The sequence below is a fragment of the Synechococcus sp. H55.10 genome (genome assembly GCF_047502715.1).
In the GTDB taxonomy this organism is placed as follows: domain Bacteria; phylum Cyanobacteriota; class Cyanobacteriia; order Thermostichales; family Thermostichaceae; genus Thermostichus.
In genome coordinates this window covers 72,620-92,509 of the sequence record NZ_JANSJJ010000183.1, presented here as the reverse complement: position 1 = coordinate 92,509, position 19,890 = coordinate 72,620, and the positions used below count along the sequence as shown (strand labels likewise).

Genomic DNA, 19,890 nt, shown 5'->3' with positions numbered 1-19,890 from the left:
AACAAGCTGTAGCGTAGGAGGAATCACGGCACATGCGTCTGGCCTTAGCCATTGTTCTGGGTTGTCTAGCTGCTGGGATCCCGGTTGGATCCGCTTTTGCCCAAATCGCCTATCCTTCCTACCCAGTGGGGGATGCCCTGGATGAGATCCTGCTAGATAGGGGCAAAGATGTGGATCCAGTGATTTTCCCTGAAGAGGTGGTGCGCTCCCAGGCCCGGCGAACCACCGCCTTCTTCACCACTTTGCTCAACCAGCGCGCCAACATCCCACCCCTGCGCTCGCTGGATCTGCCCAGCCCCTACCAGGCCTCGGTTCGTACCCAGGCCGGCTACTATCGCGTCACCCAGACAGAGCCTGTTTTGGATTCTGAAATCTTGCGCTAGAGATATCCAGGGTTCGCTCCAGCAGCAGTTCGCTCTTGTGGCCGAAAAGTTGGGTCTGGAGCCCCGTTCTGCCCCTACGCGGAGGCAAGCCGGTGGGGCGGCTTTTGGCTTGCATAGCGGCGAGAGCACCGAAAAACCCAAACGGCTGTCTAGGGGCTGTTTGCGCAGTGTTGCCCGGCAACAGCGGCTCCGCCGGGACGGGGAATATGTCAAAATTCGGCAAGAACCCTCGAGTGGTCGCGATGATCCCACCGGATGGATCCCCTCTTTCTTCGGTTTCTGCCTGGCATAGCCTCCCCCTTGCCGCCGCCATCCAGAAGTTGCACACCGATCCCGATCGTGGCCTCACCGCTCAGCAAGTGATCCAGAGGCAGCGGGAATTCGGCCCCAACGAGCTGATCTCCACCTCTGGCCGCAACGCCTGGCAGCTCTTTCTCGACCAATTCCGCAACGTTATGCTGCTGATGCTGATCGCCGTGGCGGCGATCTCAGCGACTCTGGACTTGCAGGAAGGCGAGTTCCCCAAGGATGCTCTGGCCATTCTGTTGATCGTCGGCCTCAATGGTCTGCTGGGCTACTTGCAAGAAAGCCGGGCGGAAAAAGCGCTGGCGGCCCTAAAAAAATTGGCCTCCCCCAGCGTGCGGGTGCAGCGGGACGGGCTGTGGCAGGAGATCCCCGCCAGCCAGTTGGTGCCAGGGGATCGGGTGCTGCTGGAAGCGGGGGTGCAGATCCCAGCCGATGGGCGCTTGGCGGAAGCGGTGAACCTACAGGTGCGAGAGGCGGCCCTGACCGGAGAGGCGGTACCGGTCACCAAGCAGGCTGATTGTGTCCTCCCCGAAGACACAGAGCTGGGCGAGCGGCGCAACATGGCCTTTATGGGCACCGAGGTGCTGCAGGGGCGAGGGATCCTCTTGGTTACTGCCACCGGCATGAACACGGAGCTGGGCAAGGTGGCCAGGCTGCTGCAGACGGTAGAAAACGAGCCCACTCCCCTGCAGCGGCGCATGAGCCAGTTGGGTAATGTGCTGGTGTCGGGATCCCTGGCCTTGGTGGCGCTGGTGGTGATCGTGGGGCTGCTCCAGGCCGGGAGCATGGCGCCTTTCACCGCGCTGCTGGAAACTTCCCTCAGCATGGCCGTGGCGGTGGTGCCGGAGGGGCTGCCGGCTGTCATCACGGTTACCTTGGCCATCGGCACCCAGCGCATGGTGCGCCGCAACGCCTTGATCCGCCGCCTGCCGGCCGTAGAGACCCTGGGATCCGTCACCACCATCTGCTCCGACAAGACCGGCACCCTCACCGAAAACAAAATGGTGGTCACCGACATCCTCACCCCCGAGCGCCACTACCAGGTCAGCGGCAGCGGTTACATTCCCAAGGGATCCTTCTACTGCGGCGGCCAGCCCATTGATCCCCAGAGTGCCCCCGATTTGCAGGCCTTTCTCAGGGCGGTGGTCTTCTGCAACGATGCCCTGTTGCAAGCCAATCTCTCAGCCCAGCGCGGCGCTGCCCCCACCTGGTCGATCCTGGGGGATCCCACCGAGGCCGCCCTGCTGGTGGCTGCCGCCAAGGCCAACCTGCAGAAAGCCTCTTTGCAGGAGCAGCACCCGCGGGTGCAGGAGATCCCTTTTAGCTCGGAACGCAAGCGCATGAGCGTGGTGGTGCAAGAGGAGGGCAGCTACCGCGTCTACGTTAAGGGATCCGCCGAGCTGGTGCTGGAGCAGTGCACCTATATCCAGAAAAGCGGAACTTGGCAGATGCTCTCAGAAGCCGATCGCCAGGCCATTTTGGGCGCCAACAACCGCTTGGCAGCCCAGGGCATCCGGGTTTTGGGGGTGGCCACTCAGCAGTTGCAGCGGATCCCGGAGAACCTGGAGGAGATCGAGCGCAACCTGGTGTGGCTGGGCCTAGTGGGCATGTACGATCCCCCTCGGCCCGAAGCGCGGGAAGCGGTAGCCCGCTGCCGGCAGGCCGGGATCCGCACCCTGATGATTACCGGCGATCACCAACTCACCGCCATCGCTATTGCCCGCGAGCTGGGCATTCTCGACTCCGAGAACCAGGCCATTGATGGGCGCACCCTCTCCCGGCTGAGCTTTGAGGAGCTGATGGAGAAGGTGCAGAGGGTCAACGTCTACGCCCGCGTGGCTCCCGAACACAAGCTGCGCATCGTGCAGGCCCTGCAAAAGCAAAACCAGTTTGTGGCCATGACCGGCGATGGCGTCAACGACGCCCCTGCCCTGCGCCAAGCGGATATCGGCATTGCCATGGGCATCACCGGCACCGATGTCAGCAAAGAGGCCAGCGACATGGTGCTGCTGGACGACAACTTTGCCACCATCGTGGCGGCCATTGAAGAAGGGCGGGTGGTCTACAGCAACATCCGCCGCTTCGTGAAATACATCCTGGGTAGCAACATCGGCGAGGTGTTGACCGTGGCTGCTGCACCCCTTCTGGGCCTAGAGGACGTGCCGCTGACGCCCCTACAGATCCTGTGGATGAACTTGGTAACCGACGGCTTGCCTGCTCTGGCTTTGGCAATGGAGCCGGCGGAGCCGGGGGTGATGCAGCGTCCCCCCTTCAACCCCAAAGAAAGCATCTTTGCCCAAGGGCTCGGCGCCTACATGGTGCGCATTGGCGTCGTCTTTGGCTTGGCGACGATCCTCATGATGGCGATTGTGGAAGCCTACATCGTTCACTGGCGCACGATGGTCTTCACCACCCTGTGTATTGCCCAGATGGGCCATGCGCTGGCGGTTCGCTCTAATGACAAGCTGACCATCGAGCTCAACCCCTTTTCCAACCCCTACCTGCTGGGGGCGGTGTTGACCACTTTGCTGCTGCAGTTGGCCCTGCTCTATGTGCCCTTCCTACGCGACTTTTTCGGGACAGAAGAACTGACCCTCACTGAGCTGCTCATTTGCGTCGGCTTTAGCACAGTAGTGATGGTCTGGGTAGATCTGGAAAAACTCTACTGCCGCTGGCGCCCCCGTTAACCGGCTAGCTTCCATGGTTTCCTCCTTTGCCAAAAGCTTTTTCCCAGGGCAGGGTAGGGCAGCTTTTTTCCGCAACTTAACTGAGCGATTCTGCGGAAACCAGAAGATAAGCTGGAAGCAGCCGCCACCAGAAAAGAGCTGGGGATAGAGATAATGCTGCCGGGCTGGGCCAGCTTTATGCTTGGGGGGATTGTTTTGGTTCTCGGAGCACTTCTAGGGCTTGGCTGGCTCCGGCGGCGGATCCCTCTCTTTAAGAGAGTTTTCAAGCTCATTTTCAAGGGATCGCTGCCAACTTCCAGCCCGGAGGCCCGTTTCCGCGCAGCGCTGGAAGCCAGCCTGGATGCCATCTATCTGTTGGAGGCGGTGCGGGATCCTTTTACCGGCGAGATTGTGGATTTTGTCTTCGTCGATGTCAACGCCAAAGGGGAGGAGCTGATTTCCCACCGCCGGGAGGAGATCCTCGGCCAAAGGCTGTGCGAGCTGCTGCCCATCAACCGCACGGCTGGCTTTTTTGAAAAATACAAGCGGGTGGTGGAAACCCGCATCCCCCTGGAAGAGGAGTTTCCCATCTCCGGCCAGCCGGGCTTGCGGGCCCGTTGGCTCCACCACCAGGTGGTGCCGGTGGGGGACGGGATCCTGATCACCAGCCGCAACATCAGCGAGCAGGTTGAGCGGGAGCAGGCGCTGCAGGAAAGCGAGTCCCGCTACCGCGCCCTCTACGAGGCAATCCCGGATATGGTTTTGGAGATCGCTGCCGACGGTCGCATCCTCGACTGCAAGCCGCCCCGCTACTTCGCCACTCTGCGCCCCCCCGAGGACTACATTGGCCGTCGGCTCCAGGAGATTTTGCCTGCTGCGTTGAGGGAGCAATGCGAGGTTCTGGGAAGGCGGGCTCTGGCCAACCAGAGCGTCGAATACCTGGAGTACGAGATCGAGCTGCCAGGCGGGGTGCGGCAGTATCGCAGGGCCTGTATCGTTGCCCACGGCAGCGAGAAGCTCTACGTCTTGGTGCGGGACATCACAGAGCGCAAGCAGGCCGAGCTGGAGCTCAAAGCTGCCGAGGAAAGGCAAAGAGCTATTTTGGCGGCCATCCCGGATCTCATCTTTCACCTCGATAGCCAGGGCGTTTGCCTGGGAGTGAGCTGTGGGGGGGAGGTGCGGCCCTACGGCTTGCCAGAAACTTACCTGGGGCGCTCACCCCACGAACTCCTGCCCCCAGACCTGGCGGAGCGGCGGCTTGCCTATATTCGCCAAGCCCTGGCCACCCAAACCCTGCAGCGCTACGAGCAAAGCCTGGAAATCGATGGCGAGGTGCGCCACGAGGAGGTGCGCATTGCCCCTCTGAATGCGCAGGAAGTGGTGCTCATCATCCGCGACATCACGGAGCGGGTGCAGGCGCAGCAAGCCCTGCAAGAGAGCGAGCAGAAGTTCCGCGCCCTGTTTGAAAATGCTGCCGTGGCCATCCTCATTCGCCATGCCGAAACGGGCGAGATCTTGGAGGCTAATCCGCGCGCCCTTGCCGCCTATGGATTTTCCAGCCTGGAGGAGCTGCGGGCCTTCGACGTTTTGGAGCAGTCCCCCTATCGCCAGGCCCTGCAGGGAAGGGGGTTCTCGCTGCAGCCTCACCTGGAGCAGGCCCGCCAGCAGGGATCTGCCCGCTTTGAGTGGCACTGGCAACGGCGGGATGGCCGGGAGTTTTGGGAAGACGTCTTCGTCCAGCCGCTGGTGCTGCGCGGGATCCCTTGCTGGGTGTTTACCGCCGTCGATATCACCGCCCGCAAGCAGGCCGAAGCAGAGCTGGAGCAATTCTTCTCGGTAGCTTTGGACTTGCTCTGCATTGCCGACGAGCAGGGGTATTTTCGCCGCCTCAACCCTGCTTGGGAGACTGTTCTGGGCCGTTCCCTCGAGGAGCTGCAGCAGCACCCCTTTTGGGAATGGGTGCACCCGGAAGATCTGCTGGCCACGCAGAAGGCGATGCAAAAGCTGCTGCAAGAAGGACGCCTGGATGGCTTAGTCAACCGCTACCGCACCCAAGACGGCAGCTACCGCTTTATCGAATGGCGCGCCTCTCTGGCGGGATCCCTGGCCTACGCCGCCGGGCGGGACATCACCCTGGCCAAGCAGACGGAAGAGCAGATGAAGGCGGCTATGGAAGCTGCCGAGGCGGCCAACCGCGCCAAGAGCGAATTCTTGGCCACCATGAGCCACGAGATCCGCACGCCCATCAACGCCATCATGGGCATGGCCAGCCTGTTGCTGGATACCCCCCTGGATCCGCAGCAGCGGGATTGGGTGCAGACCATCCGCTACGGCAGCGAGGTGCTGCTCAGCCTCATCAACGACATTTTGGATTTCTCCAAGATCGAGTCTCAGAAATTGGAGCTGGAAGAAACGCCCTTTTCCCTGCCCCAGCTCATGGAGGAGCTCTTGGATCTCATGGCCGCCCAAGCCCAGAGCAAAGATCTGGAGCTGGTGGCCTGGGTGGATCCCAGCTTGCCAGCCAGCCTGGTGGGGGATCCCAACCGCCTGCGCCAGATCCTGGCCAATCTCCTCAGCAACGCCATCAAGTTCACCCCACAGGGAGAAGTGGTGGTAAGCGTCGAGGCCCAGGAGCAGTGGGTGAGCTTCCAGGTGCAAGACACCGGCATCGGCATCCCGCCGGAAAAGCAGGATCGCCTCTTCAAGCCTTTCAGCCAGGTGGACAGCTCCATTAGCCGCCGCTACGGCGGCACGGGCTTGGGCTTGGCCATCAGCCAGCGCCTCTGTCAACTGATGGGCGGAGAGATCTGGGTGCAAAGCCAGCCGGGCCAGGGATCCACCTTTGGTTTCCGTGTCCCGCTGCGTGTTCCGGATCCGGCCCTCTTGGCAGCCCCAGCCCTCGATGCTGCTCTAGCCGGCAAGCGGGTTTTGTTGGTGGAAGACAACGCCAGCCAACGGCAGCTCCTGGCTCGCCTGCTCCAGGCCTGGGGGATGCAGGTAACGGCCTGCAGCTTTGCAGCAGAAGCCCAAGCCCTGGCCAAGGCCCAGACTTTTGACCTGGCCCTGGTGGATACCAGCCTGCCTGACGGCGATGGACTGGCCCTGGCCAAGGCTCTGCAGCAGGAGCAGCCCCCCCTGAGGCCTTTGCTGCTGGTGGCCCGCAGCGCGGCTTTGGCAAGTTCTGGCTCTTTTCCTGCCCTGAGCAAGCCGGTCAAGGCCTCGCAACTGCGGGCTCTGCTTTGCCAGGAAAAAGTGCCTGCCGTTACTTCCAACTTGGAACCCCAGCTTCCTTTGGCCAGCCGCTGCCCGTTGCACATCTTGGTAGCCGAGGACAACCCCGTCAACCAAAAAGTCATCCGCCTAATGCTGGAGCGGCTGGGCTATCAGCCGGACATCGTGGCCAACGGCCTGGAAGCTCTGCAGGCGCTGCAACTGCGCGCCTACGACCTGGTCTTGATGGATCTGCACATGCCGGAGCTGGACGGCCTGGCCGCCACCCGCCGCATCCGCAGCGAACTTCCCCCAGATCGCCAGCCACGCATCCTTGCCCTCACCGCCGATGCTTTCCTGGAAAGCCGTGCTGCTGCCGAGGCCGCCGGCGTCGACGGCTACCTGACCAAGCCCCTGCAGCCGGCTGTGCTGGAGCGCGCTTTGCAGGAAATCTCTTCTTCTTGCACGGAAGAAAAACCGGAGCCAGCCTTGGATCCCGACACCCTGGCCAGCCTACGCAGCATGCTGGGATCCCCCGAAGACTGGCAGGAGATGGTGCAAACCTACCAGCAAGACAGCCAGGCCCTGCTGGGATCCCTGCGCCAGGCTCTGGAGCGGCAAGATGCCCAAACCGTGGCCCAACTGGCCCACCGCTTCAAGGGCAGCAGCAGCACCCTGGGGGCCAAGTCGCTAGCTCAGATGTGTCAGGAGCTGGAGAACCTCTCTCGCCACCCCTCTCCCGCTTTTGTAAACTGGGATACCCTGAAGCAGGCCTTGCAACGGTTGGAAGCCGAGTACCAGCGAGTTACCCTGGAGTTATCGGCTGCCGCGTCTGGGCCTTCTCCTGTTGCCAGTACCCATGCAGAAGCTTAATGCCAAGCCTATGTCAGATTGGCGGGGAGGGAGCTTCTCTGGAGCCGAGGAAAAGCCGCTGCTGCTGATTGCCGACGATGATCCCAGCCAGCGGCTTTTGGCTCGCTATGCCCTGGAGCGGGAAGGCTACCAAGTTGTGGAAGCGGACAGCGGCTTGGCTTGTCTAGAAGTCGTAAGCCGCCATCAGCCGGACATGGTGCTCCTGGATGCGGTGATGCCGGATCTGGATGGGTTTGAGTGCTGCCGCCGCCTCCACGCCCAAAACCCCGACATGCCAATTTTAATCGTCACCGCTTTAGAAGACGAAGCCTTTGTCAGTGAGGCCTTTGCCGCCGGTGCCAGCGACTACATCCCCAAGCCCATCCACTGGTCGGTTTTGAAGCGGCGGCTGCGCCACTTGCTGCAAGCCAACCAGGCCCAGCGCCGTCTGCAGCAGCTTAACCAGGAACTGGAAGCCAAGGTGCAGGAGCGCACCGCCCAACTGGCCTGCCAGGTGGCAGATCTAGAGCAGCTCAACCGCCTCAAAGACCACTTTCTGGCCACGGTCTCCCACGAGCTGCGCACGCCTTTGACCAAGATCAAGCTAGCCCTGGAACTCCTGAGCCGCACCCCCCTCAACGAGAAGCAGCGGCAATACCGGGACATTGCCCTGCAGGAGTGCGAGGCCGAAATCCAGCTCATCAACCGCCTATTGGATCTGCAGGGCCTGGAAGGGAAAGACCTGGGCTCTGCCGTTGCAGCTATTGACCTGACCCACCTCTGGCACAGCTTGATCGAGTCGGCGCAGCAATGCACCCAGGCCCGCTCCCTCACGCTGCAGGTGGGGGATCTGCCCCCCTCCCCCTGGCGGTTTTACAGCCATCCGCAGCTCCTGACCCAGATCCTCAAAGAACTGCTGGACAATGCCTGCAAGTTTACCCAGCCAGGTGGCACGATCCGTATAGGGGTTCAGCCAATCCCTGGAGGGGTTGAGTTTAAGATCGGCAACAGCGCTCAGATCGAGCCGGAACATCTGCCCCGCCTCTTCGAGCGCTTCTACCGCGTGCCCACTGCAGATCCCTGGGCCCAGCCAGGTAGCGGCCTGGGGTTGGCTTTGGTGAAGCAGTGGGTGGAGCATCTCAAGGGCCACGTTCGAGTCAGCAGCAAGGACGGGTGGACGTGTTTTGTACTCCGCCTGCCTAGCCTAGAGTCGTCCGGCAGGATGTGATCAATGGCCGACGGCAGCGGCAGTTTCGGCGGTGGCAAAGGAAGTGCCGCAGCCACAGCTAGCCACCGCGTTGGGGTTCTTGAATTTGAAACCGCCCCCCAACAGATCCTCGGAAAAGTCGACGGTGAGGCCCTGGATCAAAGTCATGCTCAAGGGATCCACTGCCACCCGAATATCGCCAAAGTCAAAGGTATGGTCATCAGGGTTGGCCTGGGGCTCGAAGTTCATTACGTAAGAGAGGCCAGAGCAGCCGCTGGGCTTGACCCCCAGCCGCAGGATGGGCTGGGATCCCTCTTTCTCGTACTTGCTGCGCAGGCGTTTTAGCTCTTGGATGGCGCTCTCGGTCAAGGTGATCATGGCGGGAAAGCTGACACTTACTTTTCATCCTAACAAGGGTTTTGGGCCGCCTTTTCCCTGCGCGCGGCAGGAACAGTTGATAAGCTAGGGATCCCATTCCTTCAACTTTACCGTTCTGCCCTTGTGACGGATCCCAACGCCATTCGTGTTACCTTCTTGGGCACCAGCTCCGGCATGCCCACCCGCCAGCGCAATGTCTCTGGCGTGGCGGTGCAGTTTCCGCAGCGGTCGGAATGGTGGCTGTTTGATTGTGGCGAGGGCACCCAACACCAACTGTTGCGGCTAGACGAGCTGCGCCCCAGCCAGTTGCGCCGCATTTTCATCACCCACATGCACGGGGATCACATCTACGGCCTGCCGGGGCTGTTGGCCTCCTGTGGCCTGGGCAGTACCCCCCAACACATCGACATCTACGGCCCCCCCGGCCTGGAAGAGTACCTGAAGGCGGTGCTGCGCTACAGCGAGACGCGGATCCCCTATTCCTTCCGGGTTCACACCGTAGAAACAGGTCTCATTCTTCAGGATCCAGAATATTGGGTTTTTTGCGCGCCCCTGGATCACCGAGTGCCCGCCTTCGGCTACCGCGTGGTGGAACAGGATCGGCCAGGCACTTTCGACGTGGCCAAGGCTCAGGCCGACGGGATCCCGCCCGGCCCCCTCTACGGCCAGCTCAAGGCCGGGCAATCCATCTTCTGGCAGGGCCGCCACTTCCACGGGCGAGATTATGTGGGGGATCCCATCCCAGGGCGCAAGCTCTCCTACTGCACCGACACCATCTTCTGCCGCAACGCCGTCGATCTCTCCCGTGCTGCTGACCTGGTCATCCACGAGGCCACCTACGCCGAAGCGGATCGCGAACTGGCCCAGCGCGCCAAGCACTCCACTGCCGCCATGGCCGCGCGGGTGGCCGCTGAAGCCAAGGCCCAGACCCTCATCCTCACCCACTTCAGTCCCCGCTACACCCCCGAAGCTCCCATCACCCTAGAAGACTTGCTGGCGGAAGCTCAAGCGATTTTTCCCAACACAATCCTGGCCCGGGATCGGATGACCTACGCGATCCCGCGCCGCAGCCCTGCTCCCCTGCCGGTGGGGGTCTAGACCCGCCTTGCTAGCTAGAATGATAGGACTGACAGCCTCAACCTGCGATGACGGATCCCAGACCCTATCCTGAACGGCCTCCATTTCCAGAGCGGCCCAAAACCGAGCAACTGGATCAAAACGCCAGCGAGTGGCAAGCTTTCAGCGCCTTGCCCCCGGCAACCTCCCTGCCTCCTGTACAAGCAGAGCGACCGGCTTCCCAAGCAGCCAGCTCGCCCCAGGCCGAGGAAAACCTGCCCAAACTGGCCCCCTGGGGCAAACGGATCGGGGCCTTTGCCCTGGATTTTGGGCTGGGGCTGGGGGTCTCCTACCTGGCGCAGGGCTTGGCTTCTCTGGTGGGAGCCGATGCGGGCGCCGTGGACATGACCGGCTACATCGCCTTCTTCGCCACCTGGCTGGTGAACCGCGGCTACTTCCAATCCCGCCCCGCTGGCCAAAGCCTTGGCAAATGGCTGCTGAACCTCAAAACCTTGGATCCCGAAACCGAGGCACCGCCCCACCTGGTTCGCTCCCTGGCCCGCGAAGGGGTGCTCTCCCTGTTTGTGCTCACGGAAGCCCTGCTGGTGCCCCTGGCGGCCGATGGGCTGTTTGCCTTCTTCGACAAGGAAAAACGCCAGAGCATCCACGACCGGGCCGGGCGCACCCTGGTGGTGGAATCGGAGCAGGGCTACCACCTGGATGAAAAAGCCCTGCGGTTGCTGCAGGACATCCTGGAGGGGGACGCCGCCGAGGACGTCAAGTCCGCCGCTCGCGAGCTGTTGCGCCAAGCCCAACGCAACGAGGCAGTGCGCGATCTTTCCCAGCAGATGCAGCGCCTGAGCAAGGACGTGGATCGGAACACCCGCAGCCTAAGACAACAAACCGGCAAGCAAGTCAAAAACTGGGTTGATTCCGTCAAAGAAAAGTTGGATAATTGGTGATCGCGCTTACGAGGTGAACCCATCTCCAGCCTCAACCCCTGGGGTTGGGGGTTCCCAATTGCTTTTACTTCCTCCACCTTGGGATCCGTCATGGCCAAAGCAAAGGGTGCTCGCATCATCATTACCCTGGAGTGTACGGAGTGCCGCACCAACGTCAATAAGCGTTCTCCAGGGGTGAACCGCTACACCACCACCAAAAATCGCCGTAACACCACGGCCCGCTTGGAGCTGAAGAAATTCTGCCCCAAGTGCAACCGCCACACCGTCCATAAAGAGATCAAGTAGTTCAAGCCGCTTTACCGTTCCCCTGACCTATGGTTTACGCTCGTCGCCGCCTGTCTCCCATCAAGCCGGGAGAGCCGATCAAATACACCGATGTTGAGCTGCTCAAGAAATTTGTAACCGAGCGAGGCAAGATCCTGCCCCGCCGCATCACCGGCCTGACCGCCAAGCAGCAGCGGGAGCTGTCCGCCGCCATCAAACGGGCGCGCATCATGGGCCTACTTTACTTTGTCAACAAAGAAGGATAAGTTGCTGGTTGCTTTCTCCGGATCCCGATGAGCCTGCAGCTTTCGCCGCAATTGCAAGCTCGAATGGCCCAACCCCTTGAGATTGGCGGGGTGAAGATTTTTAGTCGCGTCTTTCAGGCGCCCCTGTCGGGAGTGACAGACAAAGTGTTTCGGGGGCTGGTACGCCGCTTTGCCCCGCAAAGCCTGGTCTACACCGAAATGGTGAACGCGACCGGCTTGCACTATGCCCGCGAGCTACCCCGCATTATGGAAGTGGGGGAGGGGGAGCAGCCCATCGGCATTCAGTTGTTCGACTGCCGACCCCACTTTTTGGCGGAAGCAGCCCGTATGGCGGTGGATGAGGGGGCGACCTTGGTAGATATCAACATGGGCTGCCCTGTGAACAAGATCACCAAAAACGGCGGCGGCTCTGCCCTGCTGCGGGAGCCGGACACGGCAGCCCGGATTGTGGAAGCGGTGGCCAAAGCCGTGCCCGTACCTGTTACAGTGAAAACTCGCCTGGGTTGGTCGGATCAGGAGATCAACATTCTGGATTTTGCCCACCGGCTGCAGGAGGCCGGAGCGCAATTGCTGACTTTGCATGGCCGGACACGGGCTCAGGGGTTCAACGGCAAAGCCCGTTGGGATTGGATTCGCCGTGTCAAAGAGCATCTGCGCATTCCGGTAATTGCCAACGGGGATATTTTCTCACCAGCGGCGGCGGTAAAGTGTCTGGAGGAAACTGGCGCCGATGGGGTGATGTGCTCCCGCGGCACCATGGGCTATCCCTTCCTGGTGGGGGAAATCGATTACTTCCTGAAAACCGGCCAAGAAAGACCAGCTCCTACCCCCCTGGAGCGGATTCAAATGGCTTTAGAACACTTGCGGGGCCTCTGGGAGTGTAAGGGGGAACGTGGCATCCGACAGGCCCGCAAGCACATGACTTGGTACATCAAAGATTTTGTGGGGGCTTCTCAATTCCGCGCCCTTCTCTGTCGCATCGAAACCTTGCAAGAAGGGGAAACCCTGCTTTTGCAAGCTATGGAGCGCTGCCAAGAAACAACCTCTCGACCGGAAGAGGCGCTTGAAACGACTGAGGGGATCGACCTTCTTCCTGAGGCGGGTTAGGCGTAGCTCCCCTCTCCTTTTGGGGGAGGGGGTAAAGCATCTCAATCTTGCTTGCAAGGCTACGACGCCTGCTGCTGGGACAGAGCTGCCACCAGTTTGTCTCCCATTTCCCGGCAACCCACTAAGGTTGTTCCCTCGGAATAGATATCTGGGGTGCGGTAACCCTGTGCCAAAACGGCCTCTACCGCCTGTTCGATGCGGTCGGCAGCTTGCGGCTGTTCCAGGGAGTAACGCAGCAGCAGAGCGCCGGAGAGCACCTGGGCAATGGGGTTGGCTTTGTCTTGTCCGGCAATATCGGGAGCCGACCCGTGTACCGGCTCGTACACCCCAGGGCCGGAGGATCCCAAGGAGGCCGAGGGCAGCATACCAATAGAGCCGGTCAGCATTGCCGCCTCGTCGGACAGGATATCGCCGAAGAGATTGCCGGTGAGGATGACGTCGAACTGCTTGGGCCAGCGCACCAACTGCATAGCAGCATTGTCGATGTAGAGGTGGGAAAGTTCCACGTCGGGGTACTCAGCCGCCATGGCATTGACCCGCTCCCGCCACAGTTGCGATACCTCCAGGACATTGGCCTTGTCCACCGAGCAGAGCTTGCGCCGCCGCTTGCGCGCCAGTTCGAAGGCCACACGAGCGATGCGATCGACCTCGGCCTCGCTGTAGACCATGGTGTTCACGCCGCGCCGGGATCCCTTGGCATCTGTGAAGATCCCTTTGGGTTGACCAAAGTAGATGCCCCCTGTTAGCTCGCGTACCACCACCAGGTCGATCCCCGCGATAACCTCCGGCTTCAGGGAAGAGGCCGCCACCAGTTGGGGGAAGACTTTCACCGGGCGCAAGTTGGCAAAGAGCCCCAGGCCGGCCCGCAAGCCCAACAAAGCCCGTTCTGGGCGTTTCTCAGGAGGCAGGGTGTCGTACTTAAAGTCGCCAACCGCTGCCAGATAGACGGCGTCGCTCTCCTGGGCCATTTTCAGGGTTTCTGGCGGCAAGGGATCCCCCGTTTCCTCATAGGCCGCCCCGCCGATCAGACCCTCCTGCCACTGAATGGAAAACCCCATCTGGGCAGCAACCGCATCCAAGACAGCCCGCCCCACCCGCATGATTTCTGGGCCAATCCCATCGCCGGCTAGGGCCGTGATCCGATAGGTTCGAGCAGTTGCGGCGCTCATGAGCAGTCAAGCTGAAGACAATGGCGTAGAAATACTACCATTTCGGCGGGCTCAGCCATCCCTTGGCACACAGGTTTGTGGAGAACTCCCCCAAAAAGCTCTCTCCAGGGATGATATAAGGTGCAGCCTGGCCACTGACCTGCTGCACCCTATAACAATAATGATGAGCAAACCCTCAAGCTAAAGCTCTAGAACAAGCCCAAGGTGACCCACTTATCCAAGGGCAAAGTGGCACCGATACCCAGGTAGAGGGTAACCAAGGTGCCGATCAAAAACACCGTCGTCGCCACCGGGCGGCGCAGCGGATTTTGGAACTTGTTGACGTTTTCGATGAAGGGCACAAACAAAAGACCGACAGGAATAGCAGACATCAGAGCAATCCCCAACAACTTGTTGGGAGCAATACGCAAAATGTGAAAAGCGGGGTAGAGATACCATTCCGGCAGAATTTCCAGCGGTGTGGCAAAGGGATCCGCCGGCTCGCCCACCCCTGCGGGATCCATGACCGCCAGGCCGACGATTAGACCGATGGTACCCAGGATCACCACCGGAAACATAAAAAGCAAATCGTTGGGCCAAGCAGGCTCACCATAGGTCATATGGCCCATGTTTTTCTTCAGCTTGGCTACAACCTTGGGGTTGTCTAGGTCAACTTTGCGGGTAATGGCCTCAGTCGCTATGACCTGCTTTGAGATAGCCATGAGAGTTCTCCTTGCAAAAATCCTGAACCAGAAGCTAAAGGGTCACCGTTTGCGGAGCCAAGAGACAAACTTTGCTCACAAAGGCCCAGAAATCCCTTGGCGGCGGATCATCAGAAAGTGCATGGTCATGAAGACCGCAGCCAGCCAGGGTAACACAAAAGTATGCAAGCTGTAGAAGCGAGTCAGAGTCGCTTGGCCGACAGCTTCGCCGCCACGGATAAGCTGCACCAACAAGTCACCCACCACCGGAATCGCACTGGGCACACCGGAGACGATCTTGACTGCCCAGTAGCCCACCTGATCCCAGGGCAGGGAGTAGCCGGTAACGCCAAAAGAAACTGTCAGCACCGCCAAGATCACACCGGTCACCCAGGTCAGCTCGCGAGGCTTCTTGAACCCTCCTGTCAGATAAACCCGGAAGGTGTGTAGGATCATCATCAACACCATCATGGAGGCGCTCCAGCGATGGATGGAGCGCAGCAGCCAGCCGAAGTTGACCTGGGTCATGATGTAGTTGACCGACTCAAAGGCCTCGGCCACCGTCGGACGGTAGTAAAAAGTCATGGCGAAGCCGGTGGCAAACTGAATGAGGAAGCACACCAGCGTGATGCCGCCAAGGCAGTAGAAGATGTTAACGTGGGGCGGAATGAATTTCCCAGTTGCGTCGTCGACGAAAGGCGTAATCTCCAGCCGCTCGTCTAGCCAGTCGTAAACTTTGCTCATGATGCCTGCAGTTTTTGAAAAGTGGATCTTGGGGGCAGGGCAGGCCTGCTCCACTCAGCAATCTAACACAATTCTTTAACACCATCCTGACGCAAGGCTCAGCTTTGGGAGCCAGATCTCGATCCCGACAGGCCAGACGACTTTTCAATGCTGTGTTTTGTTCACATTTCTTAACTTTTTTAGGATAGATGGTTGTGCAGAAGCTGAGACACACAGGGCTCCATCGGAGATGGTGGGGGATCCGAGCAAGGTTGGCCTGGGGCATCCGCATTGTTCTGCTGGGGTGTTTGCTCTGGGCGAGTTTGGGCATGGATGCCTGTCCAGTTCAGGCCAGTCGCTGGGGAGAAGAGCAGCAACTGCTGGCGCAGGCCTGGGCCTATGTGGATCGAGCCTATGTAGATCCGGGGTTTAACGGGCAAAACTGGTGGCAGGTGCGGCAACGGTTTCTCTCCCGGCCCCTGAAGGATCGGCAAGAGACCTACCGCGCTATTGAGGAGATGTTGGCGACGCTGGGGGATCCTTTTACCCGCTTTCTGGACAAAGAGCACTACCTTAGCTTGCAGACCTCTACAGCCGGGGAGCTGAGCGGTGTCGGTTTGCAGATCGCCATCGACGAGCAGGGCTCGGTGCGGGTAATTGCGCCTATGGAAGGCACTCCTGCCGAGCAGGCCGGGATTCAACCTCAGGACGAGATTTTGGCCGTGGATGGGGTGCCGGTGGCAGGGCTGAGCTTAGACGAAGTGGCCGAACGGCTGCGGGGGCGCAGCGGCACGCCGGTTACTCTGAAGCTGAAGCGGCAGGATCGCGTTTGGGAGGTGGAGCTGGTGCGCCAGTCGATCACCATCAACCCCGTGCGCACCCGTTTTTTTGAGCTGCCTCAGGGAACGGTGGCCTACATTCGCCTCAGCCAGTTCAACGGCAATGCTGCCGCTCAGGTTCGTCAAGCCATTCGGGCCGCTGAAGCTCAGGGGGTGCGGGGCTACATTCTCGACTTGCGCAACAACCCAGGGGGACTCTTACAGGCGGCCATCGAGATCGCCCGCTTCTGGATCCCCAAGGGCGACATCGTGCTGGTGACGGATCGCCACGGCATTCAAGACAGCATTCCCGCCACCGGCGAGGTGCTCACAGAGGCGCCGCTGGTGGTCTTGGTGAACCAGGGCAGCGCCAGTGCCAGTGAAGTGTTGGCCGGGGCACTTCAGGACAGTGGGCGAGCCCGACTGGTGGGAACGCGCACCTTTGGCAAGGGGCTGATCCAATCCCTGCTGGAGCTGGCAGATGGCTCTGGGCTGGCGGTGACGACGGCCAAGTACCTCACCCCCAGCGGCCATAACATCCATCACCAGGGGATCCAGCCGGATGTGGTGGTGGGGGAGGGATCCGTTCCCCTAACGGCAGAAACCCTGGCCGGGCCGGAGGACATCCAGCTTCAGCGAGCCCTGGAGCTGTTGGGGCAGCCCCAGGGGATCCCGGTGGCACAAGGCCGCTAGGAGGGGATTGCGTTCCAGGTCTCCACCCCGTGGAGATCTCAATCTTTGGCATTCGGGATGGGGACTCCTGTTTGTTTTCGATTCGTTTTAGGATCGGGAGCAGAGTTGCCTGGGCCACTTCTCGGCTCCGGCGTCGATCTCTGACTTTGTCCGCTCCCGCCTGCATGAACGCCATCCAACAATTCCACCACTTTTTCAACTGCTGCATCGGGGCTTGGCGCACCGAGCGCACCTACCATTACCTAGACCGTGGCGAGGTGGAGCGCTCCCGCACCGAGTTCACCATTCGCACCCTCACCCCTGAGCTGAAGCACAAGGTGCTGGCCGACAACAACTACCCCAACCACAACGTGGATGGTTTTTTGGGCTTTCACTTGGCTTTTGAGACGGTTTCCGAAACGGGGGAGGAGGCTGGGCAAGAGCTGAACATGCTGTTTGTCCCTCGGCAAGAAACCTCCCTGGGTCTGGAGGGAGACTATCTGCGGGATCGGGCCTATGAGGAAGATCGCCCGATGGTGGCGGTTTTCCGGTTCGATCCTGGATCCCTGCAACTGGTGATGACCACCACCTACACGCGCGTGGTTGCCGTAGATACCATCACCCTACTCAATCCTCGTCTGCGCCTGCGGCAGATCCTCACCTACCGACGCCCCCCTCAAGGTCAGCCTTTGCAGGAGCTGTTGCTGGTGGGGTTTGGAGTAGAACAGAAGCTGACCTAGCCTGCGGAGCCCGAAGATGGCCCTTCCCGAAAACCTGGGATTGACCCAGCACCTGGCCCTGATCCAGTCGAAGTTCGAGCGAGGAGACTATCGGCAGGCGCTGGAACAGATAAAGCAGGCCCAAAGCCGCTACCCACAGTCGGGCAAGCTACGGCTCTGGCAGGCCCTGGCCCAAGAAGCCCTTGGCGAAACGCAGGAGGCCATCCGGTTGGCCCAAACCCTGCTGCGCAACCCGGATCCAGAAGTTGCCCAGCAGGCTCGCTATGTTTTGGGCATCTGGCAAGCTCCCCGTCTGCGGCGTCCGGCGGAGTGGTTGAGCGAAATTCCCGATCTCAGCCGGCTCGAGGAAGCTGACCCCCCGGCGTACCGCTTGGACTATGGGCAATCTCAGCGCAAGGGCTCTTCCCCCAAATCTGGCGATTCCCTTGATCCTCGCGAAGCCGCTCCCCCGTTGGATACAAAGCCGCTCACCTGGGCGTTAATCGGGATCCTCTCTGCCCTGCTGGCCGTGATGGCCTGGCTGCCCTAGATGGGGGTACATAAGACTCCCCCAAGCTTAGGTTGCGGCAGGTCGGCAAGCTGTGGAGAAAACAGCAGGGCACCTCATGGGGATCCCAGTTAAAAGCTGGCGGGAGGAACAACGACCCTCGCCGCCGCGGAGTTGAGGGGAGATACTGGAAATAGATCGATGCGGGAGCGGATCGGGGTCAAGGGTTCCGATAGGCTCCCCGGCGCGTCTCGGCGAAAAGCGGAGGTTAAGAGTGGCTACCCAAACATTGGTGATGGACGCAGTAGAACAGTTGGGCCTGCGGGTCACTCTGGGAGATATTGCCTCCAGCACGGGCCTATCTTTACACGAGGCCAAACAAGAGCTGCTGAATTTGGCCCAAAAGGCGGAGGGGCATCTGCAAGTTTCCCGGCAGGGGGAGATCGCCTACGTTTTCCCGCCTGATTTTCGCAGCATTCTCAAGCGCAAAGAGCAGCAGGATCGGCTTGCCGCCCTGCGTCGCAAGCTGTGGGGGGGCTTTCTCTATGGGCTGCGCATCTCCTTTGGCATCCTGCTGGTGGTGTCGATTGTTTTGATCGTTTTGGCCTTGATTGCTCTGCAGATGGCCAGTAGCCGCGAGGAGGACAATCGCAGCCGGTCGCGGGGGATAGGGTTTTACTACTTTCCCAACCTTTGGGTTGGCAACCCCTTCTGGGATCCCTATCCCTACTACTACAGGGACTATTCCGGTCGGGCGCGCCCCCGCCAGGAACAAGCAGAGATGAACTTTTTGGAGGCGGTGTACAGCTTCCTGTTTGGGGATGGGGATCCCAATGCCAACCTAGAGGAGGAGCGCTATGCCCTCATCGGCCAACTGATTCGCGCCAATGGAGGGGTGATCACAGCAGAGCAGGTGTTGCCCTATCTGGATGTGGAGCCGGGATCCCCGGCCCTGGAGTATGAAGACTACATGCTGCCGATTTTGCTCAAGTTCGACGGTCAGCCGGAGGTGAGCGACGACGGGGATATCGTCTACCGCTTCCCGGAGCTGCAGGTGGCCGCCTCAGAGCGCCAGCCCAAGGGGATCCCTGAAGTGTTGCAAGAGAAACCCTGGGTGTTTAGCCGGGCTACACCTGGTCAACTGACCCTGGCGGGGGGATTGGGGGTGCTCAATTTCTTTCTGGCCGCCATTCTCTACGGAGCGCGGGAAGAGGTGGCCGCCGCCGCCGGCAGCAACGCCTTTTTGGCGTTTATCTACCCGCTGATTGGATTCCTCTTCCTCTACGGCACGCTGTTTTTGGCCGTGCCTGCCGTTCGCTGGCTGGCCTTGCAAATTCGCAATCAAGGGGTGGAGCGGCGCAATCGCATCCGGCAGCTTTGGCGAGAGCAACTGAAGCGTCCCACAGAGGCGCTGCTGCGCAAACTCAACTTTGCCCGCCGCTTCCGCCGTCAGGAAGTTGTGTCCGAGTCCGACACCATTTACTCGACCGACCGAGATCTGATCGAGCAGCGGGACTACCGTCTGGACGAGCCGGCATTCCGCACGCTGCTGGAACTGGAATCAGAAGCTCAGGAGGATCGCCCCGAAACCAAACCAGTGCGCAAGCAGCGTCCCCTCTAGGACTTACAGCAACCACTCGGAGGCCCGCTCCCCCACCTTTTGCAAATCTAGAGGAATGGCCACCGCTTTGCCCATGCGAGGCCTCTGACGGGTGGCTTCGATTTCGCGGCGCACGGTTTCCCACACCCCCCAAGCCTGTAAATGGGCCATCACCTTCTCCAAGTGGGCCAGGTACTCGGCCTCGCTCAAGGGAAAAGAGGGCTGCTCCAGGTAGCGCCACATCACCAGCAACACCACCTTTTGCTGGATACGCCGCAACTGCACGTCGTAGGAGCAGCCCCACTTGTCTTGCAGCAAAGCTTGAAATTCGGATCCCGTCATCG

Annotated in this window: 18 protein-coding genes; 13 read left to right on the top strand and 5 right to left on the bottom strand. The window is 60.5% G+C overall.

All coding sequences use genetic code 11. The features are described 5' to 3' along the window. Window positions 1–32 precede the first annotated feature (32 nt). The 4 genes from NW858_RS11290 (at window position 33) to NW858_RS11275 (ending at window position 8,645) form a co-directional block, all read left to right on the top strand. Entirely contained in the window at window positions 33–383 is a 351-nt protein-coding gene (locus tag NW858_RS11290) for a hypothetical protein (protein WP_414333422.1), read from the top strand. Between the two features lie 242 nt (window positions 384–625). Next, window positions 626–3,376, top strand: a complete 2,751-nt coding sequence (locus NW858_RS11285; RefSeq protein ID WP_414520518.1) for a cation-translocating P-type ATPase — start codon at window positions 626–628, stop codon at window positions 3,374–3,376. Window positions 3,377–3,529: 153 nt separating this feature from the next. Then, the gene (locus NW858_RS11280) at window positions 3,530–7,438 is read left to right on the top strand and encodes a PAS domain S-box protein (RefSeq protein WP_414520514.1); all 3,909 of its coding nucleotides are present in this window, start codon (window positions 3,530–3,532) and stop codon (window positions 7,436–7,438) included. Window positions 7,439–7,448: 10 nt separating this feature from the next. After that, the gene (locus NW858_RS11275; RefSeq protein WP_414520513.1) at window positions 7,449–8,645 is read left to right on the top strand and encodes a response regulator; all 1,197 of its coding nucleotides are present in this window, start codon (window positions 7,449–7,451) and stop codon (window positions 8,643–8,645) included. Here NW858_RS11275 and NW858_RS11270 read toward each other — a convergent pair whose 3' ends face one another. After that, a complete protein-coding gene (locus tag NW858_RS11270) occupies window positions 8,646–9,002 on the bottom strand; it encodes a HesB/IscA family protein (protein ID WP_414333417.1) in 357 nt (118 codons plus the stop codon). A gap of 141 nt (window positions 9,003–9,143) precedes the next feature. Here NW858_RS11270 and rnz point away from each other — a divergent pair, with 141 nt between their 5' ends. The 5 genes from rnz (at window position 9,144) to dusB (ending at window position 12,657) form a co-directional block, all read left to right on the top strand. Next, a complete protein-coding gene (gene rnz, locus NW858_RS11265; protein WP_414348666.1) occupies window positions 9,144–10,100 on the top strand; it encodes a ribonuclease Z in 957 nt (318 codons plus the stop codon). 47 nt (window positions 10,101–10,147) lie between these two features. After that, window positions 10,148–11,020 (top strand): RDD family protein, encoded by an 873-nt coding sequence (locus NW858_RS11260; protein ID WP_414509921.1) that lies wholly within the window; start codon window positions 10,148–10,150, stop codon window positions 11,018–11,020. Between the two features lie 90 nt (window positions 11,021–11,110). After that, the gene (gene rpmG, locus NW858_RS11255; RefSeq protein ID WP_011430486.1) at window positions 11,111–11,305 is read left to right on the top strand and encodes a 50S ribosomal protein L33; all 195 of its coding nucleotides are present in this window, start codon (window positions 11,111–11,113) and stop codon (window positions 11,303–11,305) included. 29 nt (window positions 11,306–11,334) lie between these two features. Then, on the top strand, window positions 11,335–11,550 hold the full coding sequence (gene rpsR / locus NW858_RS11250) for a 30S ribosomal protein S18 (RefSeq protein ID WP_414333413.1): 216 nt from the start codon (window positions 11,335–11,337) through the stop codon (window positions 11,548–11,550). Window positions 11,551–11,577: 27 nt separating this feature from the next. Beyond that, window positions 11,578–12,657 (top strand): tRNA dihydrouridine synthase DusB, encoded by a 1,080-nt coding sequence (gene dusB, locus NW858_RS11245; protein WP_414348651.1) that lies wholly within the window; start codon window positions 11,578–11,580, stop codon window positions 12,655–12,657. Window positions 12,658–12,716: 59 nt separating this feature from the next. On the opposite strand, the gene leuB is transcribed toward dusB, so the two are convergent. The 3 genes from leuB to petB all read right to left on the bottom strand — a co-directional run bounded on the left by leuB (window position 12,717) and on the right by petB (window position 15,250). After that, on the bottom strand, window positions 12,717–13,826 hold the full coding sequence (gene leuB / locus NW858_RS11240) for a 3-isopropylmalate dehydrogenase (protein WP_414333409.1): 1,110 nt from the start codon (window positions 13,824–13,826) through the stop codon (window positions 12,717–12,719). Window positions 13,827–14,014: 188 nt separating this feature from the next. Beyond that, the gene (petD, locus tag NW858_RS11235) at window positions 14,015–14,527 is read right to left on the bottom strand and encodes a cytochrome b6-f complex subunit IV (RefSeq protein WP_414333407.1); all 513 of its coding nucleotides are present in this window, start codon (window positions 14,525–14,527) and stop codon (window positions 14,015–14,017) included. Between the two features lie 75 nt (window positions 14,528–14,602). Continuing rightward, window positions 14,603–15,250, bottom strand: a complete 648-nt coding sequence (petB, locus tag NW858_RS11230; protein ID WP_414509919.1) for a cytochrome b6 — start codon at window positions 15,248–15,250, stop codon at window positions 14,603–14,605. Between the two features lie 188 nt (window positions 15,251–15,438). Between petB and NW858_RS11225 the strand changes: the two genes are divergently transcribed. From NW858_RS11225 to NW858_RS11210, 4 genes are all read left to right on the top strand, one after another. Next, window positions 15,439–16,740 carry a S41 family peptidase gene (locus tag NW858_RS11225; RefSeq protein ID WP_414333403.1) on the top strand — a complete coding sequence of 434 codons (1,302 nt, stop codon included), beginning with the start codon at window positions 15,439–15,441 and terminating at the stop codon, window positions 16,738–16,740. 164 nt (window positions 16,741–16,904) lie between these two features. After that, complete coding sequence (locus NW858_RS11220) at window positions 16,905–17,459, top strand: phycobiliprotein lyase (RefSeq protein ID WP_414333401.1); 555 nt, start codon at window positions 16,905–16,907, stop codon at window positions 17,457–17,459. A 16-nt stretch (window positions 17,460–17,475) separates the two neighbouring features. Further along, window positions 17,476–17,988 carry a tetratricopeptide repeat protein gene (locus tag NW858_RS11215; protein WP_414333399.1) on the top strand — a complete coding sequence of 171 codons (513 nt, stop codon included), beginning with the start codon at window positions 17,476–17,478 and terminating at the stop codon, window positions 17,986–17,988. Window positions 17,989–18,220: 232 nt separating this feature from the next. Next, window positions 18,221–19,567: a hypothetical protein gene (locus NW858_RS11210; protein ID WP_414348657.1), complete on the top strand. Its 1,347-nt coding sequence runs from the start codon at window positions 18,221–18,223 to the stop codon at window positions 19,565–19,567. A gap of 3 nt (window positions 19,568–19,570) precedes the next feature. Here the strand turns inward: NW858_RS11210 and NW858_RS11205 are convergent, their stop codons facing one another. Then, complete coding sequence (locus tag NW858_RS11205; RefSeq protein WP_414520512.1) at window positions 19,571–19,888, bottom strand: DUF3067 family protein; 318 nt, start codon at window positions 19,886–19,888, stop codon at window positions 19,571–19,573. Window positions 19,889–19,890 lie beyond the last annotated feature (2 nt).